The organism is Mycobacterium senriense (assembly GCF_019668465.1).
GTDB lineage: Bacteria > Actinomycetota > Actinomycetes > Mycobacteriales > Mycobacteriaceae > Mycobacterium > Mycobacterium senriense.
Genome location: NZ_AP024828.1, coordinates 1,840,006 through 1,853,951 on the forward strand (window position 1 = coordinate 1,840,006; position 13,946 = coordinate 1,853,951).

General features: G+C 65.1%; 15 protein-coding genes. 7 read left to right on the top strand and 8 right to left on the bottom strand.

Annotation, left to right across the window (positions count from 1 at the left end):
* The first annotated feature begins 39 nt into the window (after window positions 1-39).
* Together MTY59_RS08770 and MTY59_RS08775 are read left to right on the top strand one after the other, a co-directional pair.
* On the top strand, window positions 40-1,122 hold the full coding sequence (locus MTY59_RS08770; protein WP_221045312.1) for a Gfo/Idh/MocA family protein: 1,083 nt from the start codon (window positions 40-42) through the stop codon (window positions 1,120-1,122).
* Between the two features lie 37 nt (window positions 1,123-1,159).
* A complete protein-coding gene (locus MTY59_RS08775; protein ID WP_221045313.1) occupies window positions 1,160-1,663 on the top strand; it encodes a cupin domain-containing protein in 504 nt (167 codons plus the stop codon).
* Between the two features lie 30 nt (window positions 1,664-1,693).
* Here MTY59_RS08775 and MTY59_RS08780 read toward each other — a convergent pair whose 3' ends face one another.
* Genes MTY59_RS08780 through MTY59_RS08790 form a run of 3 tightly spaced genes read right to left on the bottom strand, consistent with a single transcriptional unit; the run spans window position 1,694 to window position 5,128 of the window.
* Window positions 1,694-2,533 carry an SDR family oxidoreductase gene (locus tag MTY59_RS08780; RefSeq protein ID WP_347881614.1) on the bottom strand — a complete coding sequence of 280 codons (840 nt, stop codon included), beginning with the start codon at window positions 2,531-2,533 and terminating at the stop codon, window positions 1,694-1,696.
* Window positions 2,523-3,674 carry an NDMA-dependent alcohol dehydrogenase gene (locus tag MTY59_RS08785; protein ID WP_221045315.1) on the bottom strand — a complete coding sequence of 384 codons (1,152 nt, stop codon included), beginning with the start codon at window positions 3,672-3,674 and terminating at the stop codon, window positions 2,523-2,525. Before MTY59_RS08785 ends, MTY59_RS08780 begins: the two co-directional genes overlap by 11 nt.
* A 17-nt stretch (window positions 3,675-3,691) precedes the next feature.
* Window positions 3,692-5,128 (bottom strand): aldehyde dehydrogenase, encoded by a 1,437-nt coding sequence (locus MTY59_RS08790; protein WP_221045316.1) that lies wholly within the window; start codon window positions 5,126-5,128, stop codon window positions 3,692-3,694.
* A gap of 105 nt (window positions 5,129-5,233) precedes the next feature.
* Here MTY59_RS08790 and MTY59_RS08795 point away from each other — a divergent pair, with 105 nt between their 5' ends.
* The 3 genes from MTY59_RS08795 to MTY59_RS08805 are packed head-to-tail and all read left to right on the top strand — an operon-like array spanning window position 5,234 to window position 7,479.
* A complete protein-coding gene (locus tag MTY59_RS08795) occupies window positions 5,234-5,671 on the top strand; it encodes an FAS1-like dehydratase domain-containing protein (protein ID WP_221045317.1) in 438 nt (145 codons plus the stop codon).
* Complete coding sequence (locus tag MTY59_RS08800) at window positions 5,668-6,126, top strand: MaoC/PaaZ C-terminal domain-containing protein (RefSeq protein WP_044486462.1); 459 nt, start codon at window positions 5,668-5,670, stop codon at window positions 6,124-6,126. The genes MTY59_RS08795 and MTY59_RS08800 overlap by 4 nt, the downstream gene beginning before the upstream one ends.
* 12 nt (window positions 6,127-6,138) lie before the next feature.
* Window positions 6,139-7,479: a TetR/AcrR family transcriptional regulator gene (locus tag MTY59_RS08805; RefSeq protein ID WP_221045318.1), complete on the top strand. Its 1,341-nt coding sequence runs from the start codon at window positions 6,139-6,141 to the stop codon at window positions 7,477-7,479.
* Between the two features lie 11 nt (window positions 7,480-7,490).
* On the opposite strand, the gene MTY59_RS08810 is transcribed toward MTY59_RS08805, so the two are convergent.
* The 4 genes from MTY59_RS08810 to MTY59_RS08825 all read right to left on the bottom strand — a co-directional run bounded on the left by MTY59_RS08810 (window position 7,491) and on the right by MTY59_RS08825 (window position 10,827).
* Window positions 7,491-8,681: a CaiB/BaiF CoA transferase family protein gene (locus tag MTY59_RS08810; protein ID WP_221045319.1), complete on the bottom strand. Its 1,191-nt coding sequence runs from the start codon at window positions 8,679-8,681 to the stop codon at window positions 7,491-7,493.
* A 106-nt stretch (window positions 8,682-8,787) separates the two neighbouring features.
* Window positions 8,788-9,672: a 3-carboxyethylcatechol 2,3-dioxygenase gene (locus tag MTY59_RS08815; protein WP_202284249.1), complete on the bottom strand. Its 885-nt coding sequence runs from the start codon at window positions 9,670-9,672 to the stop codon at window positions 8,788-8,790.
* Between the two features lie 56 nt (window positions 9,673-9,728).
* Window positions 9,729-9,881, bottom strand: a complete 153-nt coding sequence (locus MTY59_RS08820; RefSeq protein ID WP_420029214.1) for a DUF7156 family protein — start codon at window positions 9,879-9,881, stop codon at window positions 9,729-9,731.
* 31 nt (window positions 9,882-9,912) lie between these two features.
* Window positions 9,913-10,827 (bottom strand): spirocyclase AveC family protein, encoded by a 915-nt coding sequence (locus MTY59_RS08825; RefSeq protein WP_202284248.1) that lies wholly within the window; start codon window positions 10,825-10,827, stop codon window positions 9,913-9,915.
* A 346-nt stretch (window positions 10,828-11,173) separates the two neighbouring features.
* On the opposite strand from MTY59_RS08825, the gene MTY59_RS08830 reads away from it, so the two are divergent.
* Entirely contained in the window at window positions 11,174-12,127 is a 954-nt protein-coding gene (locus tag MTY59_RS08830) for a protein kinase family protein (RefSeq protein WP_237394120.1), read from the top strand.
* A gap of 83 nt (window positions 12,128-12,210) precedes the next feature.
* The gene (locus tag MTY59_RS08835) at window positions 12,211-13,251 is read left to right on the top strand and encodes a spirocyclase AveC family protein (protein WP_221045320.1); all 1,041 of its coding nucleotides are present in this window, start codon (window positions 12,211-12,213) and stop codon (window positions 13,249-13,251) included.
* Between the two features lie 7 nt (window positions 13,252-13,258).
* On the opposite strand, the gene MTY59_RS08840 is transcribed toward MTY59_RS08835, so the two are convergent.
* A complete protein-coding gene (locus MTY59_RS08840; protein ID WP_036473862.1) occupies window positions 13,259-13,849 on the bottom strand; it encodes a TetR family transcriptional regulator in 591 nt (196 codons plus the stop codon).
* Window positions 13,850-13,946: the final 97 nt, after the last annotated feature.

Consider the following 13,946-nt stretch of genomic DNA (forward strand, 5'->3'; position numbering starts at 1 on the left):
CTAGCGGGAACGGGTGGACGAACGGGTCGAGGAGAGCGCATGACATTACGGGTCGGCATCATCGGCGTCGGGTGGGGCGCGCATGTGCAGGTGCCCGGTTTCCGGGCGGCGAAGGGCTTCGAGCCCGTCGCGCTCTGTGCGCGTACACCCGATCGGCTGGAGCGTGCGGCGACCAAACTGGGCATCGAACAGACCTCCACCGATTGGCAGTCGTTCGTTACCCGCGACGACCTCGACGTCATCTCGGTCGCGACTCCCACCGTGCTACACCACGAAATGACGATCGCCGCACTGGCGGCGGGTAAGCCCGTGTTGTGCGAGAAGCCGCTTTCGGGCGACCTCGAAGCGGCCCGCCACATGGTGCGTGCCGCGACCGATTCCAAGCTGCCCACTGCCTGTTGTTTCGAGAACCGGTGGAACCCGGACTGGTTGGCCGTTGCGGACCGGGTGCGCTCGGGCTTCCTCGGCTCGCAGTACCTCGCGCGGGTCAGCCGCAGCGCGTCATACTGGCATCCGAGTCATCCGCTGCAGGCCCATTGGATGTACGACCGCGAGCAGGGCGGCGGGTATCTGGCCGGCATGCTGGTGCACGACCTGGACTTCCTGTGCAGTCTGCTGGGGCGCCCGGTGTCGGTGTGCGCGGAGGTCCGTACCAGCGATCCCGTCCGTGAACTGCCCGACGGCGGGACCCTGCCCGTCACCGCCGACGACACCGCGGCGCTGCTGATGCGCATGGAGTCCGGGGCGACCGCCATTCTGAGCCTCTCGGTGATGGGCGCCCACGCCGATCACTATCGCCTCGAATTGTTCGGTTCCGATGGCACCATCATCGGCGACGGCGACTTGCGTTCCGCGGCATACAGTCTCGGCGCCGCCACCGATGCGGGATTGAGTCCCCTGACGGTCGATGAACGCGAGCCCGCACACCCCGAGCGGTTGCCCGGGGGATTGGCGGGGCACGCCAGCCGGGCGATGGCCTTGATGCTGCAGGACTGGCTGCCCGCGTTCGACGGGGGGCCCAGCGGCGCGGCCACCTTCGAGGACGGGTTGCTGTCGCTTGCGGTGATCGATGCTGCGCATCGTTCATCTGAAGGCGGTGGTTGGGAGCCCGTGCAGGCCTGAGGCGCGGGTCGAGCAATCAAAGGAAGGGAACTGACCGATGAAAGGTGGACCGTCGATCAAGCATCTCGACGATGTACCGGCCGAGGAAATGCTGCGTTACGAGTTCGCCGATGGTCGCACGGCGTCGATCTGGGAGAAGTGGATCGAGCTTTCTCCCCGTTACTTCGCGTTCTGGAACAAGTGGGACCCGGGTGCCATCTCCTCGCAGCACGGCCACACCGGCGATCACAGCAACTTCATTCTGGCTGGCGAGATCCGTTGCAGTGACGTAGTCGCCCGCGCTGGTACGCACATCATGCTCGAGTGGGGGGACGTGTTCGGACCTTGGGAGGCCGGCCCTCAGGGATGCGAACTGTACGGGTTCATCGCCGGTGAGGGACAACCGTTCAGCGGCGATACCACCGCGTACGAAGCGTTGCTCGAGGCGCGAGGCGCCCGATCGGTACCCTTGCCGATGCCAAAACGCTTGCCGCCGTGGATACTTGCCAAACTAGGTGTGCCATTCACCTCATCGACCACCAACTGGAAGGCGTCGACCTGAGCCGCTCGGGTGTCGTGCTTGTCGTCGGAGTTAGTTGAGGGACGAGCCGGCGTCGACCGTGACGTGTCGGCCGGTTATCGCTCGTGATTCGTCCGCTGCCAAGAACGCCACCGCAGCGGATGCGTCAGTGTCAGCCCAGGTCGCAGCTGGCCATAGCATCGTCGAAAGCGACGCCGCGCCAGCGTGATTGCCTCTGCAATCCACGTCGAGCATGACGGGCCGATGCAACCGCCCGGCACGCCGCACATCGCCGGCATCCTCCGCACCGCTGACGGTGTTTACCCGGATGCCTTGTGGTGCTAGTTGTTTGGCCAGCGTTTTCACGTACTGCGAGACCATCGATTGAGCGAGCTCATATGCTGGCCCACCGAGTCCTTGCGGTCGATCGAGAAAAGGTCCTTGCGGGGAGAAGGTGGGACCAGATGCGATGAGGGAAGAGCCTTCGACCAACCGGGGCATCGCGGCGCTGAAAGTGTTGACCAAGCCGATGAAGTCGACGTCGAAGGTGTCTATGAAGGCTGCGATTGGGGCGTCCGGCTGGGTCGGGGCAATGGTGGCGTTGGCGACGACGACATCGAGTGCGCCGAGTTGCCGCACCGCGGTGTCGACGGCGCTCTCCATTTCGGTTCGATCGCAGACATCGCACCGATACATCAGTGCTTTTCGGTCGAGCTTCTCGATCATGGTAGCGGTGCGGTCGAGGTCTTCGCTCGTCGCGAGTGGATAGTCGCACGACGGGATGTTGTCGCAGAGATCCACCAACATGACGTCTGCGCCTTCCCACGCCAAACGCAGCGCGTGGCTTCGACCGCGACCCCTGGCTGCGCCGGTCACGAGCGCCACCTTGCCCGCGAGACGTCTACTGGTCACGACCTTCTCCGGCGAGAAGTCCCTCGGCGGGCGGATAGATCAGTACGCCACGGATATTGGCGCCCGCGTGCATGTCGGCGTAGCCGTCGTTGACCTTCTCGAGCGGGTAGGTGCGGGTAACCATGGATTCGAGGTCCACCTGTCCGGCGCTGTACAGCTCGAGGATCTTCGGGATGTCGGCACGGGGATTGCCCGAGCCGTAGAGGGTTCCGACAATCTGCTTCTCGGTCAGGGTGAGGTCCATCAGATTGGCCCGGATCTCGCGTTCCAGCATCGGGTGGATGTTGGTGACAACCAGACGGCCACGCTTGGCCGTCATGGCCAACGCCCGGCCGATCAGTCGGCCGTCACCGACTCCCATAGCACAGATGAACTTGTCTACGCCGCGGTTCCAGGTAGCCTCGGCGACAATGTCTTTCGCCTCGTCCCAGTCCGCCGCGGTGTGAGTGGCTCCCATCTTCACCGCTTCGGCCCGCTTGTACTCCGAAGGGTCGATGACGGTGATCGTGCGGGCGCCCGCGAGCCGCGCTCCCTGGACTGCCGCGGCGCCGATGCCACCGACCCCGGCGATGGCGACCGTGTCGCCCGGCCGGACGTCGGCGGCGTAGACCGATGACCCCCACCCGGTGATGAAGCCGCAGCCGAGAAGGCAGGCCAGGTCGAGGCGGTAGTGGTCCGGGATCTTCACGCAACTCGCCTCATGCACCACGGTGTGGTGGGCGAACGAGCCGACACCGCAGGCCAGCGCGAGGTCTTCGCCACCGAGATGGTGGCGGGCGGTTCCGTCGTGAATCTGCATGCCCGAGTAGATCTTTGCGCCAAGGTCGCACAGGCTCTGGTGTCCCGTCGAGCATGAGGGGCACCGGCCGCACGACGGGATGAAGCTGAACACCACGTGGTCCCCCGGCGACAGCCACGCCACGTGCTCGCCGACGGACTTGACCACGCCGGCACCCTCGTGACCGCCGATGCAGGGCAGTCGGATCGGCATGTCGCCGGTGACGAGGTGGTCGTCGGAGTGGCACATGCCCGAAGCGTGCAGTTCGATCAATACCTCGGTCGCCTTCGGCGCGTCGAGTTCGATCGTCTCGATGGACCAGGGTGTGTTGCGTTCGAACAGCACCGCTGCTTGGGTGTGCATGTGAAAACCCTTCCGGCTCAACGAATGATGGCTTGATGTTCGACGAACCCGGCGATGCCCTCGGGGCCGCCCTCGCGGCCGATGCCGGACTGCTTGAATCCGCCGAACGGGCTGGCGAAGTCGAGCACCGCCGTCGAGTTGACGGCCACCGAACCCACCAGAAGTTGGGCCGCCACTGCGGCCGCCCGTTCCTCGTCGGCGGACCACACCGCACCCACCAGGCCGTAGCGGGAGTCGTTGGCGATGGACACCGCCTCAGCGGCGTCGTCGGCGCCGGTGTCGTCGTAGGCGATCACGACCGCGACCGGTCCGAAGACCTCCTCGCGGGCGATCTCCATGTCATTGGTCGCAGCGACGAGCGCGGGAGAAACGAACCACCCTGGGCGGTCGGGGCGCTCGCCGCCGATCAGCACGGTGGCGCCGTCCTGCCGCGCGCGCCGCAGGAACCCCTCGACCCTGTCGCGCGCAGCCTCGTTGATCAGCGGGCCGATGTCGGTGGCCCGGTCGGCGGGATCCCCGACGATCAGCCTGGCGACGGCGGCAGTCAGTGCGGTCACGAATTCCTCGTAGCGGCTGCGCGGCAACAAGATTCGCGTCAGGGCAGCGCAGAGCTGACCGTTGTTGCCCATCACGCCGGCGACCAGACCTGACACCGTCGTCTCCAGCGGCGCGTCGGGCAGCACGATGGCCGCCGACTTGCCGCCCAGTTCGGTGCTGCAGCGTCGGATTCGGGAGCCGCACGACGCTGCGATCCTGGCGCCGACGGCCGTCGAGCCGGTGAAGCTGACCTTGTCGACACCCGGATGTTCGGTCAGCAGCTGGCCGGTTTCAGCGCCGCCGTTGACGACGTTGACGACTCCATCGGGCAGCCCGGCTTCCTCGATCGCCTCCATTAGCACACCGAATTCGAGCGGGGCGTCGGGCGCCGGCTTGAGCACCACCGTGCAGCCGGCCGCCAGGGCCGGAGCGAGTTTCAACGCGGCGATAAACAATGGCGTGTTCCAGGGCACGATCGCGCCCACCACTCCGACAGGGAGCTGACGCACCTCGACGGTGCCGCCTGTCATCGAGGGACGGGTGGCGGAGAAGGGATAGTCAGGCGTGATCGACGCGTAGGCGCGCAGGACACCGACCGCGGTGATGACCTGACCGAACGTGCTCCAGGATCGCGGCGAGCCGATCTCCGCGGTGGTCAGGTCAGCCAGTTCGCTTTTGCGGGCGTTCAGCGCGTCGGCGAGTCGGCCCAGCGCCGCGCCGCGATCGGCGGCGGGCACCCGCCCCCAGGCCGGCAGGGCGCCGCGGGCGGCCGCGACCGCGGAATCCACGTCCGCCCGGCCGGCGAGGCCCACGGTGCCCAGCAGCTCGCCGGTGCTCGGCGACATCACATCCAGCGTCGCGGCGTGCGCTTCCGACACCCATTTGCCTGCGACATAGCTCGCCGCCAACTCGACCATGGCCACCGATTCTGGCAGCTATGTCATCTTTGGACAAGCGGTTCATTGGCCGTGAAGCGAGGATTTTGTTCCAGTGCTGTATTTTTTCTGACACTATTGGTCACTATGAACGCTTCGCCTGACAGTGTCGCTGACGACAGCGCCGGACGGCCATGGGAGCTGGTGGTGGAACGCGGCAAGATCGCCGAGTTCGCCGAAGCCATGTTGTGTGACGATCCGGCGTATCGCGGTCCGGACGCAATCATCCCGCCGACGTTCCTGACCAGCGGCGGACGCTGGGCGCCGGCCGGCGCCAGGGTGGACGTGGGGTTCGAGCGCAAGCGCTTGCTGCACGGGGAGCAGGAATACACCTTCCACGCCGCTCCGCCCGCCGCCGGTGACGTGCTGACCGCGCAGGAGCGGATCGTCGATCGCTACTCGAAGCCCGGCAGGCGCGGGGGCACCATGCGTTTCGCCACTGTGGTCACCGAATATCGCAACGCGCAGGGAGAACTTGTCGCCGAGGCCAAAGCCACCTTCATCGAGACGGCGGCGAAGCAATGACGGTGACCACCACTGCTGTGAGTGTCGGCGCACGTGCGCCGGCCCGTGATTTTGGGCCGCTGACCCGGCAGATGTTTGTCCGCTATGCGGGCGCGTCGGGCGATCTCAACCCCATGCATTACGACGATCAGCTCGCACAGTCCGCAGGCTATCCCTCGGTGTTCGCGCAGGGCATGTTCTCTGCGGCACTGCTGGCCGGGTTCGCCACCGACTGGCTGGGCGCTCGCTGCGTGCGCCGTTTCGGTGTCCGCTTCCGCGAGCAGGTCTGGCCCGGCGACGTGCTGACCTGTTCCGGCACGGTGACCGCGGTGTCGGCAGAAGCCGACGCCGACCGGGTGAGCGTGGAGTTGACGGCCGCACGACAGACGGGCGGGATCGCAATTGCGGGCTCCGCTGAGTTCCTCGTTCCGAGAAACGCCGCTGGGCGCGACGCGGGCCGCCCAGATGGGCCATAGGCTTAACACGCCATGTCCGAAGCCTCGATCGTCCGCAGGGCCAGTTACGGCCCGTCCAGCCCCGCTGTGGGCGCTCGCGGTGCCAGCACCCGAGGCCGGATTGCCGAGGTCTCGCTGGAGTTGTTCGGTCGGCTGGGGTACTTCGACACGTCGGTCGACGCGATCGCCAAGGCAGCGGGGGTGTCCCGGGCCACCTTGTACCAGTACTTCAACGGCAAGGACGAGATTTTTCTGGAGCTGCTCAATGAATGCGGCGGCGCGTTGTTCCGGGTGGCGCGCCGCATCGGCGCGCTCGGGCCGGACGAGGTGGGTTTCGACAATCTGAACTGGTGGCTGGGCGAGTGGAGCTGGGTGTTCGACAAGTACTCCACCATGTTCGTGCAGTGGACGGCGATCGCCTCGTCGGACACCAAGGTGCGTCCCGAAATCACCCGCTTCGTGCGCAGCTACAACCATCGCATCGCCGAGCGGCTCGCCGCCTCCGGCCTGACGGGGCTGGACCCGGAGGTCGCGGCCATGACGATGACCGCGCTGGTGCACCGCCTCAATCTGTTCGTGCACACCGACCGGGCTTACGGTCGCAGCGCCAAGGACGCGGTTGACACGCTGTCGGTGTTCCTGCAGCTGATGTTGTTCCCCGATACGCCGCGGTCGGTGTTGACGTCGTTAGGTCTGCATGCCAGCGCAGACCCGGCTGCGGACGTGGACGCGCTCGAAGTGCCTCCGGCGCCAGACGTTTCGGGGCTGTCGGTCAGCGAGCGCACCGCCAGCCTCAGTAAGCGTGCCGTCATCACGGTGAATGCTCTGGCCGATGCCGGCGCCGCTCAATTCCGTGCGCGCGGCTACCGCAGTACCAGTGTCGACGACATCGTCGAGTCGGCCAGCGTGGCGCGAGGCACGTTCTACAAGTACTTCAAAGACAAGCAAGATCTGCTCGCTGCCGTGGCCGCCGAAATCTACAGCGCAGGAATGGCGTTCGCCGACCGGATCGCCGAACTGGATCCTGTGGGCAAAACGTCTACGCTGCGGCCCTGGCTGGGCACCTACGTCGAGTTCTATGACAAGTATTCGGGCTGCATCGAGGCGTGGGCCGAGGGCGCCGCCGACGATCCCACGATCGTCAGCATCGGCGAGAACGGACAAGTGCAGATGGACGTCGGGGCGGCCAGGATGCTGATCCGCGGAGCGGATCGGTACCCGTTCGATCCGGTGGTCTCGGCGCTGATCTTACGGGCGCTGGTCACCCGTGTGCCGCAGGCGGCCCTCGATCTGCCCGAGCCGATCAACGACGACGAACTCATTGATGTGTTGATCACCTGCATCCGCCGCGGGTTCTTCGGACGCAAGAAGTAAAACGGGCTCCGCTATGCGGTCGTAACACCTTGGGCGACCAGCTGATCGATCGCATTCATCGAATATCCCAAGTCGCACAATATTTTTCGGCTGTGCTCACCCAGCGCGGGCACGTCGCCGATCAACGGATCGACGCCGGCCAAGGCAGCGGGCGGCGGCAGCGCGGCCGCCGGACCGCCCGGTGTCTGAACCTCCTGCCACCGGTCCCGGCCGACGAGCACTGGATGCAGCCACAATTGGTCCACATCATTCATCCGGGCATGTGCCACGCCGGCCGTCTGTAGGCGCTTCTCGAGCTCTTCAACGCTCAGCCGCGCGGCCGCCGCAGCGATGATCGCCTCCAACTCGTCGCGGTTCGCCACCCTATCGGGATTCGTGGCGAATCGCGGGTCGGCGACGAGACCCGCTCTGTCCAAGACGGTCTCGCAGAGCCGTTGCCATTCGGCTGGGTTCTGTACGGCGAGCAACACGGTTCCGCCGTCGCCCGCCGTGAACGGGCCGTACGGAGCGATCGTTGGATGTCGCGCGCCCGTACGTTTCGGCGCCGTTCCACCGTATCGACCGTAGTAGAGCGGTTGGGACATCCATTCGACCAACGCGTCGAACAACGACACTGATACCGGATGTATCGCACCGGTCGTGGCGCGCGTGTAGAGGGCGGTGAGGATCGCGGAGAAGGTGAACATGCCGGCAGCGATATCGGCGATCGATACACCGGTGCGCGCCACTTCGTCCGGCGAGCCGGTCACCGATAAAAGTCCCGCCTCGGCCTGTACAAGGAGGTCGTACGCTTTGCGGTCGCTCCATGGGCCGTCCTGACCGTAGCCGCTGATGGTGGCCGTAACGGTCTGGGGGTGCGTGCGGGAAACCGATTCGGCGTCCAATCCCAGCCGGGCCGCGGCGCCCGGTCCCAGGTTCTGTACCAGCACGTCGGCGCTTTCCAGCAGACGATGGACGATGCGTCTGCCTTCGGGTTGTTTGACGTCTACGGTCAACGACTCTTTGCCGCGATTGAGCCAGACGAAATAGCTCGACTCGCCGTGTACAGCGCGGTCGTAGCCACGGGCGAAGTCGCCGCCCTGCGGTCGCTCGACCTTGATCACCCGCGCGCCGAGATCCGCGAGTTGGCGGGTCGCATATGGCGCCGCGACTGCCTGTTCGAGGCTCACCACAGTGATGCCCGCCAACGGGGCATTCGTCATGCGGTGCCTCCGGATGATATGACGAAGATGTCAGAAGAACGATATTAGTTTGTGGTCTTCAATCCGAATAGCATATTACGTACCCAAAAACTATGTGTACGCAGTGTCAGATGACGGCTGGACTGGTCAGGTGGGAGGCCGCGACGGCCATTCCGGTGATCCATTCCGGCACCGGCTCGTAGACCAACGGCGTGACCGGCCGGCCGCCACCTGCCGCGCCGGCGGCAAGCCAGGTCCGGACCTCGTTGGCGCCCGCACCGGCGCGGGCGTGGGCGGTGTCCACGAGTTGAACCAACGCGGCGACATCCCAAGTCGACATTGCATCCAACACTTCGCCGTCCCAATCGGGACGGATCTTGGTACGCGCGTCCGCCATACCCTCGGCGATGATGCGCGCCCGGTCTTCGTCGCTGAGGTCGTAGGTGTCGGCCTCGAGACTCGGCGGTGAATGTGACAACCCTCCGGTGCCGATCACCAGCACCCGCTCTGCGATCCCGTCTAGGAACCGGCCGACTTCCGCGCCGAATTCAGCGACCCGGCGACCGTTGGGCAGCGGAGCTGTGGCACAGTTCACCGGCACCGGGATCACCGGCTTGATGGCCAACTCCCCGAGTAAGTCCCGAACAGGTTGCGCGAACGCGTGATCCAGCCCGATGTCCCGACATGCGGCGACGTCGAACCCGGCCGACAGCAGGTGTTCACACAGCTCGCGTGCCAACGTGGACGGGACATCCAGGTCGCCGGACGGATGGCCGCCCTCGGCCAGAATCGACGCGGACAGCGCCACCCCGAAGGCGGGCACCACGTGGCGGAATGCCCGACGATGGTCGCCGCCGAACACAACGACGACGTCGGGATCGAACTTCTGCGCTTGCTCGGCCGCTGATGTCAGTGCCGAGCGGAACCGGCGACCGAAGGCGTGTTCGACATCGCGTTCCTTGCCCGGGCTGTGGCTCGCGCAGACCACCAAACGCTCCGACGTCACACTCATCACCTCTTCGCTTGAAGTGACACCAATGTTAGATGAGTCGCCGTCCGGCCATGGCATCACACCGTGATGACGATGCCTTGCGTCAGCGCCACGACGGCGCCGAGAATCACGATGAACGCCACGCATGCCGCAACAAGACGGACGGTCTCTCGGCGCAGCGCTGCATCGGTCTGCGGAGGCAGGAAGAACTCGGGGGCCAGATCTTTCATGCGGTCGCTTGCCACCGCGACTCCTTTCGGATCACGGAACGTAGGGGCTGTCGGCGCCGGTCACGGTGCGCAACACCACCAGCGGAATGATCAGGAAGACGAAGAAGGTGACTTGGAAGACGATGAACCACGCGCCGAGCCGCATGAGTTCGAACCGCCACCGCGGAATCACCACGTCGTAGTTGAGGTAACCGTCGAATTCTTGCTGTTTGGTCAAGACCGCTTGCCTGGCAGCCAAGGCCGTTCCGCCCCGACTTTCGGCGTGGCCGGTCGGATGCGACCCGGTCCGAGGGACAGTGAAACGATCCAAGCGGCAGAATCGCTCGAAATGGTTGAGGCCGCGAACCGGCGGTTTACCGGCCCAGTAGGCGATCAGGTTGGGCCACACACACATGATGCCGATGGTCCAGAGCAGCGTGATGCGACCCCCGTTGCCCCACTGGAGAACGGGTCCGATGCCGGGATCATATGTCCACCAACCCAATGCCGTAGCGGTGCCCTCGACCACGAAGTCCCAGACGTAGTTGACCGGAATCGCAAGCACCAGCATGGATTTGAGCATGCTCCAGCCGAACCGCGTGGATACCCATTGACTCAGCCACAGCACCAGGATCGCGTGCACTCCCCAATACACCGCGTACGCGAATGGCATGAACAACGGATCGTTGGGCGTCTTGATCGGCAGCCACTCGAGCAGATGGTGTTGTGCGAAAGCCGGACTGTAGAACAGCATCTGGCCCCAGTCACCGATCGTCTCCATCCAGTACACCGCGAGGCTGTTGAACAGGAACAGAAACCCCCACGTCAGGCGACGCCGCCGGATGACATCGGCGATCGTCAGAACGATGAAAATGCTGCCGGCGATCGGTATCACCCAGTTGAAGAACCAGACACCGGATGGATGGAGGGTCGCCGGTGGCGCCAGCTGTGACATGGCGAAAAGCATCGTTGCCTCTCAGCAAGCAAGGGCGGGATCGGGCTCCATCACGTTCTTCGTACGTGTGTAACCTAGTTCACTATATTTGGTTTGTCACCAGAATCTGCGATGGGGGCGTCGCTGTATGTCGACTCGAACGCTGCGTCACCGTGCCAGTGCGGCGGCAGCGAATCTCACCGCGGCGGGGGAGCTTGTCGCCGCAGTCTTGCCGACACTGCCCGGATCCGGCCCGTCGTCAGCAGCGGATGTCACCGCCGAATGGTTGACGAAACACCTAGCAGGCACGACGCCAGGTGCTGTGGCGCAGCGGATTTCACCGCTGGACGGCACAACGGGCACGACAGACCGTCGGCGCATGGCGGTTGAATGGAACGACGCGGGTCGGGCGGCGGGACTGCCCGAGCATCTGTTCCTCAAGAGCACCCCGCTGTCGGCAAAGAACCGCACCATGGTGGCGGCGTTGGGAATGGCCGTCAACGAGGCACGCTTCTACAACGAGGCTGCCGACGAACTCGGCGGCGTCACCCCGCGCTCCTGGTATGCGCGTGCCGGGGTGGGAGCTCGATTCCTGATCGTGCTCGTCGAGGATGTCGTTGCCGCCGGCGGTCGGCCGTACGCATTGGCCGACAGGTGCGACATCGGCCACGCGCAGGGACTGATCGACGCCTTTGCGACGTTGCATGCCCGATTTTGGGAGAGCCCGCGGTTGGTCGGGGACCTGTCCTGGATCCGAACGTGGAGCACCCGGCCGGGATACGGCGTGTTGAAGACGTTCTACTCTCGTGGGCGCCGCGGCGCGCTGCGCCGGGAACGTCCCGAGGTGACGCCCGCGGTGCGCGCTGTCGCGGCGGCTCTCGACCGGCACGCCGATGCGTACTACCGGGAGTTCGAGTCCGGGCCGTTGACCCTGTTGCACGGCGACTCGCATCTGGGCAACACCTTCGCGTGGGCTGATGGATGGTCCGGACTTCTTGACTGGCAAGTGGTTTGGCGAGGGCCAGGGCTACGGGAGGTGTCCTACTGGATGACCACTGGCCTCGAACCCGAGATGCGCCGTTCAGCGGAGCGCGATCTCATCGAGCAGTACCTGGAAGGTCTGCGCGCCGGTGGAGTGCAGGACGTACCGGCCTTCGACGCCGCGTTCGACCGGTATCGCCTTTTTGCCGCCGAAGCCTGGGATGCCACGGCGATGACGATCAATTGGCCCGGTCTGCAGGCGCAACAGAATGCCGACGCCGCCTTTCGGCGGGCCGGTGCGGCCGTCGAGGAACTTGACGCCGCTGCACTGATGAATCGCCTGTACCGATAGCCGCATCTGGCATCCGATGCAGGATGTTGACACTGTGACAGTGAACTGTCATCTTTGGTTAGTCGTGCCAAAGGAGTTGCGCAGTGACGGATCTGAAGTCGCCTGAAAAGGCAGAGTCGCCGGCCATCGAGCCCGCGCGGATCAAGACTATTCGGCCGGTGCTGTTCTGGTCGAGCGTCGGTGCGGTTTTCGTCGTCATCGCCGCCTACGTCTACATCTCTTGGATAGCGTCTGGCAATGCGACACCGGTGAATCCGGGGCCGGACCCGATCCCCGGAGCCACTCGTTTGGCGATGACCGCCTTCCAGATCGGCTGTCCGATACTGGCGTTGATCGCGATCGTCTACGTAGTCCGCAAGAGCATCCACGAGCGTCAACTCTGTGTCGAAGCCGCTATCGTGATCGGCTCGGCGATCGCCTGGTGGCACGACCCGTTGATCAACTGGTTTCAGCCGGCATTGTTCTACAACGCCGGGCTGGTCAACTTCGGCAACTGGACGCAGAACATCCCCGGCTGGCTCAGCCCCGACGGTCGACTGATGGCCGAACCTGTGCTGATGATCGGAATGATCTACGTCTGGATGCCGCTGGCCATGGGCTCGCTCGCCCGCTGGGGCATGGGTCGGGCCCGGAACAGGTGGCCGACATTGGGACCCGTCCGCACCTTCTGTGCCGGTTGGCTCACGGTGTACGTGATCGAGTTCCCGCTCGAGATCTTTGCCGTGCGCCACGGTCTGCTCGGCTACCCGGCGTCGATTCCCGGCGTCACGTTGTGGGCGGGTCAAACCGTGCAGATTCCGCTGTACGGCCCCATCCTGTGGTCGCTGGTGCTGAGCTCGAGTGGCGCGCTGATGTTTTTCCGCAACCATGACGGCAGAATCCGGGTCGAGGCGGGCGTGGAAACGTTGCGGTGGGCCGGGCCAGGGATCAGAGGACTGCTCAGGGTGCTGGCGGTGACCGGCTTTTTGCACGTGGTGGCGATCGGTGTGTACGACGTGCCGGTGAACCTCGCCGGCTTCTACGCCGGTCCGACCCAAACTTATCCAAGCTATCTGCGTACTCAGTACTGCGGACCGGGGACGCCCCGCCACTGCCCCGATGGCACCCGGATGGCCGATCGTTAGGCTACGGCTATTTGAGGACCGCGGGTAGCGCGGCGAATTCCTGGCGGATCAAGTCATCAAGCGAGCGACCCGGTGTTGACAGCCACTGGTTGAGGGCGCGCTCGACCAGGAGCATGCCGACAGCCGCCAAGAGCCGGCATTCGCTGTCGGGTGCCGGCAATCGGCGTCGTTCGGCGATCACCTTGGCGACGGTCTCGGCGTTGGCCTCATGGTTTTTACGCTCGCGGCCCAGCAGCACCAGCGACGATGCAACGGCGTCGTGGTATTGCGCGATCCGTTTGCGGATGCGCTTGAGGCCCGGCGCCAGCAGAGCGAACGAATTGGCCAATGCCTCGAAATCGGATGCCTTCTCCGGTTGAGCCAGGTAAACGCCGCTGACCGCGTCGATGAAGTCGTACTCACCGAAGAAGAGCACCGACTCTTTGGTGGGGAAGTAGCGGAAGAAGGTTCTCGGTGAGACGCCGACGCTCTCCGCGATCTGGTCCGTGGTGGTCTCGTCGTACCCGTTCGTGCTGAACAGGTTCAGGGCGGCGTTGAGCAGAGCATTGCGGACCCGGTCCGCGTGCGCGTCGCGCGGTGATCGGTCGCCCCGGGCCATTGCCCAACCTCCTCCTGCGTACGACTGTCCCGACAGTACAACGATCACGGGTGACGGCACATCGTTGACACCTGCCGTTGCACCAACGATACTTCCA